We start from the raw sequence: 17,103 nt of genomic DNA on the forward strand, positions 1-17,103 counted from the left end.
GCCCCCGGGGTCCCTCCCGGGCTCCGGGGCGGCATTTTCCCAGTTGAAGGAACGGTGGAGATGTGTTTCGGTGGGTCCGGTGGCCATGCTCCGCTCTCCGCCCGGCACCTCTTCCAAGGGAACCGACGAGGGCGCCGGCGCCCAGTATGTCTAAGTGAACGGTTCTTTGGGCAATACTGCTTATGATTTTACGACTGATGATAAGGGCGAAATCAGCGTCAAGGGCCTCGATGCTGGCGCTTACACGGTCGAGGAGACCCATACGCTCCCCGGCTATAACACCGTGCCCAAATTCACGTTCACCATTACTGCCACGGGTCTTAATCAGAATGAGGGCGAGAATACGTTGACGGTGACCACATCCAAGAATGGTTCTGGTCTCGTCACCAATTCCTCTTCTGGTGGCGGCACCGTTACCCTTACCGTCAAGAACAAGAAAGGCTCCGGCCTCCCGCTGACCGGTCTTAACGGCGTGACCTTCACTTGGATCGCTGGTGGCGCGGTGCTGTGCATCGGCGTGGCGCACCTCATCCGCAGCCGTAAGCAGGCTGAGGAGTCCGAGCAGGAGTAAGGCTCACTCACCCATCCCTTTGGCAGGTGGGATGTGATGGCCATGAGACTTGCGGACACTTTTCTCGTCCATCCACGTTCTTGCTTTGCCATTCTCTTTTCGGGGCAGACTCCGCACTGGAGTCTGCCCCGTTCTTTTTGGACAACACAGGCAGGCTCCATTGCTCGATGGATCAAGCGTATGAATATCGAACAGATGTTTGCAATTATTGCGTTTACCAGCTGCGGGTGCATACGCTCGCAGTAAAATGGCCTTGCGACGCATCCCGTGCGCGGGCGGCCGACGACTCGATCGGAGGTCCCCAAATGCTGAAATTCCTTAACGCGCTCGCCGCCCTCGCGGCGGTGGGCACGTTCGTCATCGCGTTTCTTGACTCGTATGAGGTTCGGTTTAAGGTCCGTAGGCGCACGCGCGGTGCGGACGGTGGACGGCATTTGTGCCGAAAGCGCAAATAAGAATGCCCGGGGGTCGGATCCCGGGCATTTAACAAAAGCTGAAAACTAGGCCGCCCGCGCTCCCAAACATTTACGCGGGGTGCGTCGTTTTCTATTGATATTGTATCCCGAATCGTCCAGTCGATTCGGGACATTTTGAAAACTCAAATATGGGCTTAGGCACGAACGGAATCTCGTTAATTCCGAAAATAATGTATAATTCCAATATAAACTGGAATCGAACGAAAACAATGAAAATGAACGAAGCGCTAATCTACTTACAAGAAGCACTAGGCCTTTCCGCCAAGACCAAAACTTGGCCTGGATCCGCACGCTTGCCGCTGCATCTGCGGACGATTGAGGTCCGTGCTGTTGACGCAAACGGTTTTTCGTTTTTGCTTGCAAGTTTGCCTACAGGCGTCGGGCTTCCCGAGGCTAAGAGGGTCTATAGTCAGCTAGCCTTGCGCGCGGAGACTCCTGTTGTCGTTTCGTTTCCTGATGCCGATGCACGTCAGCGCAAAGCATTGGTCGCACAAGGGATTCCGTTTGTTTGCCCCGGCAGACAGGCTTTTCTTCCATTTATGGGCACAGCCTGCACGGAGAGGGGCGGTGCCCGGTTTCGCAACCACGCGACCAAGATGTCACCCAACGCACAGGCTGCCGCAATCTGGGGAGCAGCCCAGGAGCCATATCGCCCCTATGACCTTTGCCATGCGCTTGGGATTTCGGCAAGCCGCGCGAGCGAGGCCATAACCGAGCTTGTTGACAGGGGGCTCGCGAGGCGCGAGCGTCGCGAGCGACGTGTCGTCGTGTTCCCTGTTGCCGTTGATCTTCTGCTCAGCGAGCACATGGCAGAGCTCTCCTCGCCTGTCTCGAAGGTCTTTTTTGCAAGGAAGACGCAGCAGATCGACTATCTTGTTGACGCCGGGGAGACGGCGCTCGCTGCGCGTTCGATGCTCGCTGCGCCGGGCATGGAACAAAAGGCCGTCTTAAGAAGCGCACGGCGTCAACTGAGCGACCTCGAAGTCGCAGACGGGGAGTTGCCGGATAACGAAACGGCGATGATCCAAGTGTGGCGCTATGCGCCCGTGTTTGCCGACTCCTCCCGTATCGACGACATTTCACTTGCGCTATCTTTGGCGGCAATCGACGATGAACGAATTCAGCTCGAAGTCGATCGCATGTTTGGAAAGGAATATCCATGGCAGGAAGCGCTGTAGAAGGTCTCTAAGAATTCCGACCGTAGGCGGTGCTTCGGTCCTGGCTGCGTTGTCCGGGATAGGGGCTCGCGAATCGGCTATTATTTGTTTAGACAACCTGAGCTTTAGAGGAGTGACAGGCGATGGTGAAGGGCGCCAAACATATGAAGAGCGATAACGCTGCGGATAACGGCGGCTCGAGCTCCCAGCCCAAGCCTAAGGGTGGTAAGCGTCGTCGCAAGCGACTACCGCGCTGGGCCGACCGGCTCATCACCATCGTTATCATCCTTATTGGCGTGGGCCTTATGACCTGGCCGTGGATTTTGGACCGGCTCGAGGCCTCGGGCGTGTTCAACCAGATCAGCACCGTGTCCAGCACCGTGGACGCGCTTTCCGAAGAGGAGCGCGAGCGCATTCTGCTGCAGGCGCGCTCCTTTAACGAGCAGCTTGCCGGCGAGGCCACCGAGCTTCCCGCCGACCAGATCGAGCCCTACGATCAGCAGCTCATCTTTGATCGCGACCCCATGATGAGCTGGGTCGAGATCCCCTCCATCGACGTGAGCATGCCCATCTATCACGGCACAAGCGAGGAAGTCCTTATGGCGGGCGTCGGCCACCTGGAGGGCACGAGCCTGCCGGTGGGAGGCACCTCGACGCATTGCGTGCTCACCGCGCACTCGGGCATGCGCAACCTGAGCATGTTCGACGACATCCATTCGCTGGAGCCCGGCGACCTGGTACTGCTGCACACCATGGACAAGACGCTTGCCTACAAGATGGTGGACTCCGAGGTTGTGCTGCCCGAGGAGATGGAGTCGCTGACCATCGAGCCCGGCGCCGATAAGGTGACGCTCGTCACCTGCACGCCTTATGGCGTGAACGACCATCGCCTGCTGGTGCATTGCGTGCGCACCAAGTACAGCAAGAAGGACGTCGACAAGCAAAAGTCGCTGGCCGGCCGCCACTGGGGCAAGCGCGAGTTTGCCGTGCTCATCGTGGTTGTAGCCATTCTGTTGTTGCTGCTGGACATCGTGGTCCACACGATCCGCAAACGCCGCAAGGCCAAGGCCTCGGCATAGCCATTGTTCAGAACCACCACAAAGTGGCCCTTTGTGGTGGTCGGGGCTTCCAAACCGTCCCAACATTCGATGAAAAACGCGATTTTGCCGAAAAACGTTGAATGTTGGGACGGTTTTTGTTGTGGGTGGGACGGTTTTCGCCGCAGGTCCGCCGGGTCGCGCCCTTCCAGTCGCCGTCCTCGTTACGTTTTCGCTGCATTTGGGTAAAGCGCCTGCTTCAAGCCGGCGTTGCCCTGTATACTAGAGCGGTTTAACTGTTATGCGGAAGGGAGCGCCTATGGCACTCAGCGAGAAAGACGTGCGCGGCATCGCCGAGTACGCAAAGATCGCACTGACCGATGACGAGCTCACCCAGATGACGTCCTATATGAACGACGCCGTCCAGATGCTCGAGCCCGTCTTGCAATATGACTTGCCCGACGTGGAGCCCACGTTCCATCCCATCGGAAGCCTGTCCAACGTGATGGGTGACGACCTGCGCGAGCCAGAGCGCGACCTGCCGCTCGACGTTGCGCTGGAGAACGCCGGCAGCGCGCGCGACCGCTACTTCCGCGTGCCGTCCATTTTGGGAGAGGGGGAGAGCGAGTAATGGCTCAGAGCTTCGATTCCCTTACCGCCGCCCAGATCGCCGCGGGCGTTGCCGCCGGCGACTTTACCGCTACCGAGGTGGCCCAGGCCTCCCTTTCCGCCATCGAGGCGCGCGAGGGCGGGGTCCAGGCGTTCCTGCAGGTGTCGCCCGAGCTCGCGCTCGAGGCCGCTGCGTGTGTGGATGCCGACCGTGCCGCCGGAAAGCCGCTGCCCCCGCTCGCGGGCGTGCCGCTGGCCATCAAGGACAACATGAACCTCGTGGGCACGCGCACTACCTGCGCTTCCCGCATGCTCGGGGATTACCAGAGCGTCTACACCGCCACCTGCGTTCAGCGCATGCTCGACGCCGGCTGCTTGCCCATGGGCAAGGCCAACATGGACGAGTTTGCTTTTGGTAGCTCTACCGAGAGCTCGGCCTTCCACCGCACCAACAACCCCTGGGATACCGAGCGCGTGCCCGGCGGCTCCTCGGGCGGCTCCGCTGCCGCCGTCGCTGCGGGCGAGGTCGCGCTCTCGCTGGGTTCGGACACCGGCGGCTCCATCCGTCAGCCGGCGGCGCTCTGCGGCGTGGTGGGCCTTAAGCCCACGTACGGCGCCGTGAGCCGCTACGGCGTGGTGGCCTTTGGCTCGTCGCTCGACCAGGTGGGCCCCTTCGGCCGCACGGTCGAGGATGTTGCGCTGGCCATGAACGCGCTTACCGGCGCGGGCCACGATCCCTACGACTGCACCAGCCAGGACTGTGCCGTCGACTTTACCGAGCACCTCAACGACAGCATCGAGGGCAAGCGCGTGGGCATCATCCCCGCGTTTATGGAGGCCGAGGGCCTGACGTCCGAGGTCAAGGCCGCTGTTCAGCGCGCCGCCCAGGAGCTGCAGAACCAGGGTGCCGAGCTGGTCGAGGTCGACCTGCCGCACCTGGACGCTGCCATCGCTGCCTACTACGTCATCGGCCCGGCCGAGGCGTTCTCCAACCTGGCCCGCTTCGACGGCATTCGCTACGGCTACCAGGAGGAGGGCTGCGCCAACCTGTCCGACCAGAGCTCGCTGTCGCGCGCCCACGGCTTTGGCGCCGAGGCCAAGCGCCGTCAGATGCTCGGCGCCTACCTGCTGAGCTCGGGCGTGTACGACAAGTATTACTACGCCGCGCAGAAGGCCCGCACGCTCATCACGCAGGACTACGACGCCGCGTATGCCAAGGTGGATACGATCCTGATGCCCGCCTCGCCGCGCACGGCCTTTAAGTTTGGCGAGATCAGCGACCCCACGCAGATGTACCTGTCCGACCTGTACACCATTTCGCTCAACATTTGCGGCAACGGCGGCATCTCGGTGCCGCTGGGCCTGGGCGAGGACAGCAAGCTGCCCGTTTCTGCCCAGCTGGTGGGCCCTGCCTTTAAGGACCGTCAGCTGCTCACGTTTGCCCGCGCTCTGGAGCGCGGCTTTGCCGATGCCACCACGGGTGCGCCCGCGCTTTCCGTCGCGCCCGATTTTGCCGGGAAGGGAGGCGAGCTGTAATGAAGGAGCTTTCCGAGGTCCTGCAGGATTGGGAGGCCGTGATCGGCCTGGAGATCCACACCGAGCTCACCGCACTCGACACCAAGATGTTCTGCAACTGCAAGCTCAGCCACGATGACGAGCCCAACGCCAACGTGTGCCCGGTGTGCCTGGGCCTGCCCGGCGCCCTGCCGGTGCCTAACAAGCGCGCCATCGAGAGCATCGTCAAGGCAGGTCTCGCCACCAACTGCGAGATCCAGCGCCACTCGATGTTCTACCGCAAGCACTACTTCTATCCCGATATGGCCAAGAACTTCCAGACCACGCAGGGTCCGGTCGCCTTTGCCATGTACGGTCACCTGGACCTGGACGTGACCGGTCGCGGTGCCGCTGAGCGCCCGGACTGCGCGTTTGGCGAGGCCGAGGCCCAGAGCCTGGCGAGCGCCTCCGCCAACGCCGAGGGCCTGTCCACGTCCATGTCGTCGACCATGCGCGAGGGCAACCAGCGCGCCGGCCACCTGGCCAGCTACGACGCGTCCAACCTGCAGATGCCCGAGCGCCGCGAGGACGGCTCCTACACGGTGCCCATCCGCATCCTGCGCATCCATATGGAGGAGGACGCCGCCAAGATGGTGCACGTGGGCGGTGCCGAGGGTCGCATTACCGCCGCGGCCGAGTCGCTCGTCGACTACAACCGCTGCGGCACGCCGTTGATCGAGCTCGTCACCGAGCCCGACCTGCGCACGCCCGAGGAGGCGCGCCTGTTTATGGAGAAGCTCCGTCGCATCTTTGTGACGCTGGGCATTTCCGACTGCTCCATGGAGAAGGGCTCCATGCGCTGCGACGGCAACGTGTCGCTGCGTCGTCGCGGTGAGACCAAGCTGGGCACCAAGACCGAGCTCAAGAACCTCAACTCGTTCAAGAGCCTGCACGACGGTCTTGCCTACGAGATCTGCCGCCAGGCCGAGGTGCTCGAGGAGGGCGGCATCATCTACCAGGAGACCCGTCACTGGGAGCCTAGCCGCAAACGTACCGTGGTCATGCGCGTGAAGGAGACGGCCGACGACTACCGTCTGTTCCCCGATCCCGACCTGGCGCCGTTCGATCTGGACGACGAGTTCATCGATCGCTGCCGTGGTGAGATTCCCGAGCTGCCCGATGCCAAGCGTGCCCGTTTTGAGGCGGACTTTGGCATTAAGGTCGCCGATGCCGAGCAGATTGCCGGCGACCCCGAGTTCGCCGAGTTCTTTGAGGCCGCCGCTGCCGGTATGGCCGGCAAGGAGGCCCAGACGGTTGCGAACCTGCTGGTCAACGAGATGATCGCCTACCTTAAGGGCGCAGGCGTGTCGCTCGCCGAGTCCGGCATTGCGCCGGCTCAGGTGGCAGCCCTTGCCAAGCTGCTGGCGACCGACGCCATCAGCTCCAACCAGGCGCACGAGGTCTTTGAGGCCATGGCCCAGACCGGCGACGACCCCAACAAGATCGTCGATGAGCGCGGCATGCGCCAGGTGAGCGATGCCGGCGCGCTGCAGCCGATCGTGGACGAGGTGCTGGCAAACTGCGCCGAGCAGGCGCAGCAGTACCGCGACGGCAACCAGAAGGTCATCGGCTTTTTGGTGGGCCGGTGCATGAAGGCGAGCCGCGGCAAGGGCAACCCGAAGCTCTTCAACGAGTTGCTGAGAACGTCGCTCTCGTAGCTGCGAGGCCGGGGAAGCCCCGAGTCGCCGGGGTGTTTCCTCCAAATTTCAAACAGTCCTATGCAAGACGAAGGCCACATTTAGTGGCCTTCTTTGCATGCGGAACTCATTTGGAGCAAACACCCCGGCGACTCGGGGCTTCCCCGGCCAGACGACTCGGCCGTTCGGGTCAGGCGGGCTGATAGGAAAGATGGTGACGGAGGCGCAAAATGCGCCTCCGCCTTTTGAATGTGATGAAAGTGTGGCGAAACGAGCTTAAAACTTCCGTAAATGTGATAAATGTCACGTTTTACCTAGGGTAAAATGTGGGAAATATCACGTTTACGGAAGTTTCTTTGCGGGAGGTTCGGTCATGCAGCGAGATATCATTGCCAAGCTTAACGCTTGGAAAGCGTCGGAATATCGTAAGCCGCTTATCCTTAAGGGGGCGCGCCAGGTTGGAAAGACGTGGGCGCTTAAGGAGTTCGGTCGAACCTCGTACCGCAATTTTGTGTATCTGACGCTCGAGGAACCGTCACCTGGGGTACAGAGCGAGTACGCTCAGTTTTTCGAAGGTACGCGCGATCCTCGGCGGATCATCTCAAACCTTTCCCTGGCACTTGGACAACCTATCGATCCCGGCGAGACGCTGCTTATTATTGATGAGATCCAGGATTGTCCTTCTGCAGTCGGCGCCCTTAAATACTTCTGTGACGAGGCCCCCGAGTATCACGTCGCATGCGCAGGGTCTTTGTTGGGCGTTCGCTTGTCCCGTGAGACCAGCGCTTTTCCGGTGGGAAAGGTCGAGTTCATGGAGATGCGCCCCATGAGCTTTTCCGAGTTTCTGAAAGCCGAGGGCGCTGCAAACTACGACGAATACCTTGGCGGCCTGGATCAGATCGAGACAGTGCCCGATTTCTTCCATGTCCGTCTCGTCGAGCATCTTCGTCGTTATTTTGCATGCGGCGGCATGCCAGAGGCTCTTGGCCGGTGGGTGGAGACGGGCGATATCGTTCAGGTCGATAAGGTGTTGTCCGATCTCTTGGATTCCTACGAGCGCGATTTTGCCAAGCATGGTGGCCGTGCGCAGTTCGCTAAGCTTTCGCAAATATGGAACTCGATTCCAACTCAGTTGGCGCGCGAGAATAAAAAGTTCGTTTGGGGTGCGGTGCGCGAGGGGGCTCGTGCTCGAGAATACGAGGATGCTCTGGAATGGCTTGCCGATGCTGGGCTCATCATGGCGGTTCGCCTTAATGCTGCCGGTGGCGTGCCGCTCTCTGCATACGATGACCTCAAGGCATTTAAAGTCTACTGTCTTGATGTCGGTTTGCTGCGCCGCATGGCAAGACTGGATGCGTCCGCTTTTGCCATCTCGGATGCGCTATTTTCGGAGTTCAAAGGTTCGTTCGCCGAGAATTATGTGCTTCAGGCATTACTTTCACAGTTAGATGCTGCTCCGCGTTATTGGACAAACGAGAAGCCGAAGCACGAAGTCGATTTTTTGATTCAAGTCGGGAACGAAATCGTGCCCGTCGAGGTCAAATCGGGAGAGGTCGTTCATTCCAAGAGCCTTAAGTACTATGCCGACAAGCACGCGGAGACGACTCCATTGAGGGTCCGCTACTCACTTAAGAACCTAAAGCTCGACGACGGGGTGCTCAACATTCCGTTGTATTTGGCTGATCGATCTGTCCCTCTTATCAAAAAGGCGCTTGATTGTGCGCATCTTGACGTTTAGATCCCGGGTGAGCTGACGGGCGGCGGCTAATTAATCGCTCCGTTACGGCCAGGGAGCTTGGGCCTTAGCGATGCTTGCTTCGCCAAGCCGTGGGTGTCATGCCGGTGTATTGCTTGAAGGCTTGGGCGAAGGCGGCCTGCTGAGGGCAGCCTAGACGCTCTGCCACCTGCGCTATCGTGAGCGCGCTATCTGCCAAAAGGTCCTGCGCTCGCTCCATACGGCGTCTGCGAATGTAGGCGCCCAGGGACTCGCCGGTTTGGGCCTTAAAGGTGGCGCATAGTTTGGAGCGGCTTGTGTAGAGCCTCTCGGCCACCTCGTTGATACCCACATGTCTGCCTTTGTCGAGCGTGCGCTCAATCATTGCCGTTGCTTCTTCGGCCATGGTTATGCTGACGCGTGTGTCTGCCGCCTGCCGCGCCTGCTTGTGGGCCGCGCGCGAACAGGCGAGCTCCGCGACCATGGTCTCCACGATGCCCTGCATATAGACGTGTCCGCCTACGGTTTGGGCACGGTCCTCGTTAATCCGGCGCAGCGTGTGATAGATGGCAGACGTCGCTTCCTCGTGCCATGGCTCGGCAAACGCCTCAAAGATTCCCGCGAACTCGGTGGGATAGCGGTGCTCCAGTTCGTCAAAATATCCAGGCAAAAAGAGCACCGAGCGCGAGTGATAAAGTTCCCCCGCAAACAGCGGGCTTAATTCCTCGCCACAGCTATCTTGGATAAAGCTGCAAACGGCATTGTTTGGCCACGGTCCATGCGATGGTTTGAGGTTCGCGGGCGTTATGCCAGTCTCGGGCATGCATGTAAGTGTGGGCGCGCTGACTTCGCTCACGCAGGCGTACGGCTCGGGTGTGTATTCGGCCAGGTACATATCGTGCGTCGGGGTGATGAAATGCTCCATGACAATGCAGGCAGGGGGGAGAGGCATGATCCATGCGCGTCCGTGCGCCCAATCGTTTGCCACCTCGCCGGTAAAGACAGCGCCCTTGCCGGAAAGCTCCAGGCCAAACTGCTCAAACTGTGGTGCGTAGAGCTCAGTTATGTCGGTCGCAGCCCGATGCATTTTCAAAAGCGTCCCCTTCCTTTGCGAAAACGTCCACGCCTGGCTCGATTGTGTGCCTTGGCTAACATATCAATGATAAGTTGAGTACGGTTAACTCTCAAGCCGTTAGAAAGGAATCTCATGGCAAAGGGATCAAAAAGGGAAGGTGGAGGCATCGGCGAGTTGCTCGCGTATGCCGGTGACCGCAAATTCCTAACGTATTTGGGCATGGCGCTCTCGGCGCTCTCGCAGCTGCTGAGCTTTGGCCCGTACGTGTGCATTTGGCTTGTCGCGCGCGATCTGATCGCCGTGGCACCTAACTGGAGCGAAGCCTGCGACATCGCGATGTATGGCTGGTGGGCCGTGGGTTTTGCCCTGGCAAGCATCGTAGCTTATTTCGTGGGGCTCATGTGCACGCATCTGTCCGCGTTTCGCTGTGCGTCCAATATCCGCAAGACTACGAGCGAGCACCTGCTTAAGCTGCCGCTTGGCTACTTTGACACGCACGCCACCGGTGAGCTGCGTCGTGTTGTAGACGGATGTGCCGCCTCCACCGAGACTTTGCTCGCACACATGCTGCCCGATATCGCAGGCGCCGCCGCCATGGTCGTGGGCCTGCTCGTATTGCTTTTCGCCCTCGATTGGCGCTTGGGCGCGGCATGCCTCATCTCGGTGGCCATTTCGTTTGGCGCCATGGCCACCATGATGAGCGGCAAAGGCGCCGAGTTCATGAAGGCCTACATGGGAGCGCTGGTCAAGATGAACAAGACCGGCACCGAATACGTACGCGGTATTCCCGTGGTCAAGGTGTTTCAGCAGACGGTCTACTCCTTTAAGGCTTTCCACGATGCGATCGCCGAATACGCCGACATGGCACAAAACTATGCGGGCACGTTCTGCCGAGGTCCGCAGGTACTCAACCTTACCGCGCTCAATGGTCTTGTGGCATTCCTGTTGCCCGTGGCGTTGCTGTTGGCGCCGGGCGAGACGGACTTCGCGCATTTTATGGCCAACTTCACGTTTTACGCGATATTTTCGGCCGTGGTACCGACGGCCATGACCAAGCTCATGTTTGTGGGCGAGGCCTCTCAGATGAGTGCCGATTCGCTGGCTCGTATTCGAAGTATTATGGATTCCAAGCAGCTCTCCGTGCCCGCCCAACTCAAGCACCCTGCCGGCAGCGATGTGCGCTTTGAGGACGTGAGCTTCACGTACGAGGGTGCCGAAGCACCTGCCGTCAGCCACGTAACCTTTAACGTTCCCGCTGGTAGCACCCTCGCCCTAGTGGGTCCTTCGGGCGGCGGCAAGTCAACCTGCGCAAGCCTGATTCCTCGTTTTTGGGATGTCTCTTCGGGCCGAGTGCTTGTAGGCGGTGTGGACGTTTGCGATATGGATCCGCACGAGCTTATGGACCAGGTCGCTTTCGTGTTCCAGACTAACCAGCTGTTCCGGCAAACACTTGCCGATAATGTGCGCGCCTCCAAGCCTACGGCCACTGACGACGAAGTGCGTGCGGCCCTCTCCGCAGCTCAGTGCGACGACATTGTGGCCAGGCTCCCGCAGGGCATCAATACCATGCTCGGTGCCGGCGGAGCATATCTTTCGGGCGGCGAGGTCCAGCGCGTGGCGCTCGCCCGCGCGATCCTTAAAGACGCGCCTATCGTGGTGCTCGATGAGGCCACGGCGTTTGCCGACCCCGAGAACGAGGCGCTCATCCAGCGCGCCTTTAGCAAGCTGGCGGCGGGTCGCACGGTCATTATGATTGCTCATCGACTCTCGACTGTAGTGGGCGCAGATCAAATCGTGGTGCTCAACCAGGGCAGGGTGCAGGAGTCGGGTACCCATGCCGAGTTGCTGTCCCAAAACGGCTTGTATGCCAAGATGTGGGCCGAATACGAACAGGCCGCGAGCTGGAAAATCACTGCAGCGACCGCGGATGCCGCCGTCACGAAGGGAGGCGAGGCCTAAATGTTCGCCTCATTCCAAAAGAAGTATTTCCTATCCGATAAAGGCGTCGCCGGAGTAAAACGCGGCATTTTCTGGACCACGCTCACCAATCTCATTACCATGGCCGGCATGGGCTTTTTATTCCTGGTCATGGCCGGTTTTGTCGAACATCTCGCCACTGGCGCCGACCTGCCGGATGCCCTGCCGATCGTGGGCGGCCTCGTGGTCTTTTTCGTGTTGCTCTTTGCCTCTAACTGGCAGCAGTATTACTACACCTACTGCATCTTTTACGAGGAGTGCGGCAAGCAGCGTATGGAGATTGCCGAGCGCTTGCGCAAACTGCCGCTGTCGTTTTTTGGTCGTCGTGATCTGGCCGATTTAACCGAGACCATCATGGGCGACGTCCAGGCCATGGAGCACGCCTACAGCCACGTGCTGGGAGAGCTTTGGGGTGCCATCATCGCAAGCACCATTGTGTTCGTGGCGTCGCTGTTCTTTTGCTGGCAGCTGGCGATCGCGGCGTTTTGGAGCGTTCCCGTGGCCTTTGCCGTGCTGTATCTAACACGCGGCCCCATGACCCCGGTGTTCGATTGCGTACGTGCCGAGAAGGTCAAGGTTACCGAGGCAATTCAAGAGACGCTCGACTGCGTTCGCGAGATCCGTGCCACCAACCAGGAGGCCCATTATCTTGAGGGACTCAACGCCGTGATCGATGCCGAGGAGCGCGAGACCACCAAGGGCGAGCTCGCTAACGGGCTTTTGGTCAACTCCGCCTTTGCCATCCTGCGTCTGGGCATTGCCACCACGCTGGTCACGGGTGCCGCGGTGGTCGCCTCCGGACAGGTCGACTTTTTGGTGATGTTTGCCTTCCTGCTTATGGTGAGCCGTATCTATGCGCCCTTTGACCAGGCGTTAATGTTAATGTCCGAGCTATTTGCCGCCGAGTCGTCTGCCAAGCGCATGCGTTCTATCATGGAAGAGCCTGTGGCGCGGGGCAGCGAGAAATTTGAGCCCGCGGGCCACGATGTGGTGTTCGATCACGTAGCATTTGGCTATGGTGCGGGCGAGGACGGACGCGCCGGCGAGAAAGTTCTTACCGATGTGAGCTTTACCGCCAAGGAAGGCGAGGTCACGGCACTAGTCGGTCCTTCGGGTTCCGGTAAGTCTACGGTGAGCCGCCTGGCCGCGCGCTTTTGGGATGCCACCGAAGGCACGGTCACCGTGGGTGGCGTGGATGTCGCGAGCGTGGATCCCGAGGTGCTCCTGCGCGACTACGCCATTGTGTTCCAAGGCGTGCTGCTCTTTGACGACACGGTGATGGGAAACATCCGCCTCGGGTGTCGTGATGCCACCGATGAGGAAGTGCTTGCGGCCGCGCGTGCCGCCAACTGCGACGAGTTTGTGAGCCGCATGCCGCAGGGCTACGATACCATGATCGGCGAGAACGGCTCCAAGCTGTCCGGCGGCGAGCGCCAGCGCATCTCTATCGCCCGCGCGCTGCTCAAAGACGCGCCCATCGTGCTGTTGGACGAGGCGACGGCGAGCTTGGATGTGGAGAACGAGACCGTGGTGCAACAGGCACTTTCCCGTCTGCTTGCAGGCAAGACGGTTATCGTTATTGCCCACCGTATGCGTACGGTGGAAAATGCCGACAAAATCGTTGTGCTCAAGGATGGTGTGGTTGCCGAACAGGGCACTCCAGCGCAGCTCAAGACAGCAGGTGGAGAATTCGCCCGCATGGTTGCGCTGCAAAAGGAAGCGGCTGCCTGGCGGCTATAGGAATGTGACAAAGGGACAATCCCTTTGTCACATTGAGTTCATCCCCATAGTTTCCAAAAAGTTAGCCATTGTTGACCAAATAGTTATACTAAACTATTTTCAAAAGCGTGCTCGAGCAAACTAATGAACTCGGGTGCTAAGGCACCATGCCGCGCTTGTGCGGCAAAAGGGAGAAGCAACATGAAGAAGTCGACGTTTAACACTCTGCTTGTCGGTGGCGGTTTTCTGCTTGGCACGGCCGGCATCAAGCTGCTCACCAGCGCTCCGGTAAAGAATGCCTGCGTGCAGGGCATCGCGTGCGGTATGCGCGTCAAGAACTGCTACCAGGACATGGTCGAGCAGGCCAAGGCCAATGTCGACGACATGGTTGCCGAGGCTGCCTACATCACCCAGAGCGAGGCTGATGCGGACAACGCAGCCGAGTAACGCTCCCAGGCACAAACTATGAGATTCTCGATTATCAGCGAGATCCCCGGCAGGACCCGTCTTCAATTGGCGGGTCCTGTGCCAGAGAGCGATCTCGATGCACTTCTTAAGCTCAGCGGCGATATCGACGGCGTGCACAAGGTGCGCGTTTATGGCCGTATTGGCCAGATGGCGCTGGAGTACGACGAGCCGCGCCGCGCGAGCGTGCTCGACGCCCTGGGCGCACTCGATGCTCAAGCTATCGCCGATGCCAAGTCGGGTTACGTGATGCAGCTTGAGCCACGCAAGCACAAACTCGTTATGGACCTGGCGACACTCGTCGGTGCCCATTACGCGCGCCGCTGGTTCCTGCCTACGCCGCTGCGTGCCATCTTTGTCGTGGCTGGTTACATGGCATTTTTGCGCGCTGCCCTTCATGAGCTCGCGAAGCCGCGCCTGACCGTTCCCGTGCTCGACGCTTCGGCCATTGGCATCTCGTTCGTCAAGCGTGATGTTGACACCGCGGGCCAGACGATGTTTCTGCTTAACGTGGGCGAGCTGCTCGAGGACTACACCCGCGCCATGAGCGAAAACGAGCTCATCAACTCGCTACTCGATGTGCCCGACAAGGCGCAAAAGGTCGTCGGCGACACCGAGGTGAGCGTTGCCGCGACCGAGCTCGAGCCCGGCGATTTGGTCGCCGTGCGCACCGGCATGTCCATCTGCATCGATGGCGTGGTCGAGCAGGGGAGCGCCATGGTCAACCAGGCGACCCTGACCGGCGAGCCGCTGGCCGTCGAGCGCAGCGTGGGCGACGACGTGTTCGCCGGCACCGTCGTGGAAGACGGCAGCATCTTGGTGCGCGTGCGCGCCAACACGGCTCAGACCAAGCTCCGTTCGATCGTCTCGCTTGTGCAGACGGCCGACTCGCTCAAGTCCGAGGGTCAGTCGCACATGGAGGACCTCGCCAACAAGATCGTCCCGTGGAACTTCCTGCTCGCGGGCCTGGTTGCGCTCACCACGCGCAGCCTCATCAAGACTTCCGCGGCGCTGATGGTCGATTACTCATGTGCACTCAAGCTCACGGGCTCGGTCGCCGTTATGACCGCCATGAGCGACGCCGCCAAGATGGGCGTCATGGTCAAGGGCGCCAAGTACTTTGAGTCGTTTGCCAAGGCCGACACCATCGTCTTTGATAAGACCGGCACGCTGACCGAAGCCCAGCCGCGCCTGGCCTGCGTGCTCACGACCGACGGCTGGAGCGAGGACGAGGTTCTACGCCTTTCCGCCTGCCTGGAGGAGCATTTTCCGCATCCGGTGGCGCGCGCCGTCGTCAACGCCGCGGGCGAGCGCGGGCTCGAGCATCGCGAGCGCCATGCCGCCGTCGAGTACATCGTGGCGCACGGCATTGCCTCGTCCATCGAGGGACGTCGCGCAATTATTGGCTCGGCGCACTTTGTGTTTGAGGACGAGGGTGCGCAGCTGGAGTCCGACATTAAGGAGCGCATCGAGTCCCAGATGCAGGGCCTGTCGCCGTTGTACCTGGCGGTCGATGGCACGGTTGTAGGCGTGCTTGGCATCGAGGACCCGCTCAAGCCTGGCGTGCGCGAGGCCATTGCCGACCTGCATGCATTGGGCGTCAAGCATGTCGTTATGCTCACAGGTGACTCCGAGCGCACGGCAGAGCGCATCGCGCGCGAGGCGGGCGTCGACGAGTTTAAGGCCGAGCTGCTGCCCGAGGACAAGTACGCCTACGTGGAGCGGATCAAGCGCGAGGGACGCCGCGTTGCCATGGTGGGCGACGGCGTCAACGACTCGCCGGCGCTGGGTCTGGCCGACGTGGGCCTGGCCATGGGCGGCGGAAGCGACATCGCCAAGGAGGTCGCCGACATCATCCTGACCGATACGGACCTTGCCGCAATCGTACGCCTGCGCCGAATGAGCCAGGGACTCATCGACCGTCTGACGAGTTCGTATTCCAAGGTGATGCTTACCAACTCGGCGCTTTTGGCGCTCGGCATTACCGGCGCGATTACCCCGCAGGCGTCGTCGCTGCTGCACAACGGCTCAACGATCGCCTACAGCCTCAACAACGCAAAGGCTTACCTGCGTTAGCAGGCGTGTTCGCCCACGTTATCTGGCCCGCGCCCGGATGGCATTGCCGCCATCCGTGTGCGGGCCTTTTGCGTTTGACCATCTGCTAGCTTCTCTATATAGTGGTGCTAGCATGGCTAGCAAATTGAAGGAGCGTGAATGACGTGAGTGCTATTAGCGGCATGGCACAAGTGAATATTCGCGTGGATCGCCAGGTCAAGGTTCGTGCCGAGGAAGCGTTGCGGCTCTCGGGTGGGTCGCTGCCCGAGCTCATCAAAAAGGTTGTGGCCAAGGTTGCGCAGGGCGGCGGTCAGTGCGAGGAAGTGCTTGCGGCCGTCGATGACCGGCAGCAGACCATCGCGCCCGATACGCCGTTCGCCGCATCATGGGCGGCGGCGGATCAGCTTTACGCGGACATGGGCATCGCTACGTCGCCTGTGTCCGACGATCGCGATTGGGACGCAATCTATTCCGAAGCCATGGACGAGCGCTATCGCCAAAAGGGGATGATCCTGTGAGCGGAGCCCCTCTTAAAATCATGGTGGATGCGAATGTGTGGGTTGATTCGTTTTGCGTTGACCATGCCGAGTCGCTTGCTGCGCGTGCGTTTATTGGGCAGGCGACGGAGACGGGGGCGTTGCTGTTCTTCCCGGTGCATATCGCTAAGGACGTACTGTACGTTGTCCAACACGAGCTAAAGCGCAGCGTTCTTGCCAACGGGGGAGCGCTTGACGAGGCGTCTGCCCGTGCAATTGGCGATGCGGCGCTGGCGTTTGTTCGGAATATGACCGAAAACGCCACGGCCGTGGGTGCGGATGCGTCGGACCTTTGGCTGGCCGACAAATACTTAGCGCTCCATCGCGATTACGAGGACAACTTGGTGCTCGCCGCATGCAAGCGCGCACAGGTCGATTACTTGGTGACTAACGATCGCAAGCTGCTCGAACATGCCGATATTGCAGCAAAAACGCCACGCCAAATGATGCCGATTCTGGCTTTGGCCGAACGTGGTGGGCAGGTATCCCGATAGCGCCTGGCTGTCTGCGTGCCCTTCGGA

General features: G+C 60.2%; 14 protein-coding genes. 13 read left to right on the top strand and 1 reads right to left on the bottom strand.

Going from position 1 to position 17,103, the window contains the following annotated elements; translation table 11 throughout:
• Positions 1–166 precede the first annotated feature (166 nt).
• From OIL88_03650 to OIL88_03680, 7 genes are all read left to right on the top strand, one after another.
• A complete protein-coding gene (locus OIL88_03650; GenBank protein HJI71465.1) occupies positions 167–571 on the top strand; it encodes a prealbumin-like fold domain-containing protein in 405 nt (134 codons plus the stop codon).
• A 685-nt stretch (positions 572–1,256) separates the two neighbouring features.
• Positions 1,257–2,225 carry a hypothetical protein gene (locus OIL88_03655; GenBank protein HJI71466.1) on the top strand — a complete coding sequence of 323 codons (969 nt, stop codon included), beginning with the start codon at positions 1,257–1,259 and terminating at the stop codon, positions 2,223–2,225.
• 143 nt (positions 2,226–2,368) lie between these two features.
• A complete protein-coding gene (locus OIL88_03660) occupies positions 2,369–3,283 on the top strand; it encodes a class C sortase (GenBank protein ID HJI71467.1) in 915 nt (304 codons plus the stop codon).
• 277 nt (positions 3,284–3,560) lie between these two features.
• Positions 3,561–3,872: an Asp-tRNA(Asn)/Glu-tRNA(Gln) amidotransferase subunit GatC gene (gene gatC, locus OIL88_03665; GenBank protein ID HJI71468.1), complete on the top strand. Its 312-nt coding sequence runs from the start codon at positions 3,561–3,563 to the stop codon at positions 3,870–3,872.
• The gene (gatA, locus tag OIL88_03670; GenBank protein ID HJI71469.1) at positions 3,872–5,386 is read left to right on the top strand and encodes an Asp-tRNA(Asn)/Glu-tRNA(Gln) amidotransferase subunit GatA; all 1,515 of its coding nucleotides are present in this window, start codon (positions 3,872–3,874) and stop codon (positions 5,384–5,386) included. The genes gatC and gatA overlap by 1 nt, the downstream gene beginning before the upstream one ends.
• On the top strand, positions 5,386–7,062 hold the full coding sequence (gene gatB, locus OIL88_03675; protein HJI71470.1) for an Asp-tRNA(Asn)/Glu-tRNA(Gln) amidotransferase subunit GatB: 1,677 nt from the start codon (positions 5,386–5,388) through the stop codon (positions 7,060–7,062). Before gatA ends, gatB begins: the two co-directional genes overlap by 1 nt.
• A 352-nt stretch (positions 7,063–7,414) precedes the next feature.
• Positions 7,415–8,779: an ATP-binding protein gene (locus OIL88_03680; GenBank protein HJI71471.1), complete on the top strand. Its 1,365-nt coding sequence runs from the start codon at positions 7,415–7,417 to the stop codon at positions 8,777–8,779.
• A 64-nt stretch (positions 8,780–8,843) separates the two neighbouring features.
• Here OIL88_03680 and OIL88_03685 read toward each other — a convergent pair whose 3' ends face one another.
• Positions 8,844–9,842 carry a helix-turn-helix transcriptional regulator gene (locus OIL88_03685; protein HJI71472.1) on the bottom strand — a complete coding sequence of 333 codons (999 nt, stop codon included), beginning with the start codon at positions 9,840–9,842 and terminating at the stop codon, positions 8,844–8,846.
• Positions 9,843–9,962: 120 nt separating this feature from the next.
• On the opposite strand from OIL88_03685, the gene OIL88_03690 reads away from it, so the two are divergent.
• From OIL88_03690 to OIL88_03715, 6 genes are all read left to right on the top strand, one after another.
• Positions 9,963–11,789, top strand: coding sequence for an ABC transporter ATP-binding protein/permease (locus OIL88_03690; protein ID HJI71473.1), 1,827 nt, complete (start codon positions 9,963–9,965; stop codon positions 11,787–11,789).
• Positions 11,790–13,547: an ABC transporter ATP-binding protein/permease gene (locus tag OIL88_03695; protein ID HJI71474.1), complete on the top strand. Its 1,758-nt coding sequence runs from the start codon at positions 11,790–11,792 to the stop codon at positions 13,545–13,547.
• Positions 13,548–13,727: 180 nt separating this feature from the next.
• Complete coding sequence (locus tag OIL88_03700; protein ID HJI71475.1) at positions 13,728–13,973, top strand: DUF6110 family protein; 246 nt, start codon at positions 13,728–13,730, stop codon at positions 13,971–13,973.
• Positions 13,974–14,051: 78 nt separating this feature from the next.
• Positions 14,052–16,067: a heavy metal translocating P-type ATPase gene (locus tag OIL88_03705; GenBank protein HJI71476.1), complete on the top strand. Its 2,016-nt coding sequence runs from the start codon at positions 14,052–14,054 to the stop codon at positions 16,065–16,067.
• Positions 16,068–16,210: 143 nt separating this feature from the next.
• Complete coding sequence (locus OIL88_03710; protein HJI71477.1) at positions 16,211–16,564, top strand: hypothetical protein; 354 nt, start codon at positions 16,211–16,213, stop codon at positions 16,562–16,564.
• Positions 16,561–17,076 carry a PIN domain-containing protein gene (locus OIL88_03715; protein ID HJI71478.1) on the top strand — a complete coding sequence of 172 codons (516 nt, stop codon included), beginning with the start codon at positions 16,561–16,563 and terminating at the stop codon, positions 17,074–17,076. Before OIL88_03710 ends, OIL88_03715 begins: the two co-directional genes overlap by 4 nt.
• Positions 17,077–17,103: the final 27 nt, after the last annotated feature.

The organism is Coriobacteriaceae bacterium (genome assembly GCA_025992855.1).
In the GTDB taxonomy this organism is placed as follows: Bacteria; Actinomycetota; Coriobacteriia; order Coriobacteriales; family Coriobacteriaceae; genus Collinsella.

Coding starts and splice junctions, on each gene's coding strand:
- OIL88_03655 (HJI71466.1), top strand. CDS start 1,257: ATGAAAATGAACGAAGCGCTAATCTACTTACAAGAAGCACTAGGCCTT.
- OIL88_03660 (HJI71467.1), top strand. CDS start 2,369: ATGAAGAGCGATAACGCTGCGGATAACGGCGGCTCGAGCTCCCAGCCC.
- gatC (HJI71468.1), top strand. CDS start 3,561: ATGGCACTCAGCGAGAAAGACGTGCGCGGCATCGCCGAGTACGCAAAG.
- gatA (HJI71469.1), top strand. CDS start 3,872: ATGGCTCAGAGCTTCGATTCCCTTACCGCCGCCCAGATCGCCGCGGGC.
- gatB (HJI71470.1), top strand. CDS start 5,386: ATGAAGGAGCTTTCCGAGGTCCTGCAGGATTGGGAGGCCGTGATCGGC.
- OIL88_03680 (HJI71471.1), top strand. CDS start 7,415: ATGCAGCGAGATATCATTGCCAAGCTTAACGCTTGGAAAGCGTCGGAA.
- OIL88_03685 (HJI71472.1), bottom strand. CDS start 9,842: ATGCATCGGGCTGCGACCGACATAACTGAGCTCTACGCACCACAGTTT.
- OIL88_03690 (HJI71473.1), top strand. CDS start 9,963: ATGGCAAAGGGATCAAAAAGGGAAGGTGGAGGCATCGGCGAGTTGCTC.
- OIL88_03695 (HJI71474.1), top strand. CDS start 11,790: ATGTTCGCCTCATTCCAAAAGAAGTATTTCCTATCCGATAAAGGCGTC.
- OIL88_03700 (HJI71475.1), top strand. CDS start 13,728: ATGAAGAAGTCGACGTTTAACACTCTGCTTGTCGGTGGCGGTTTTCTG.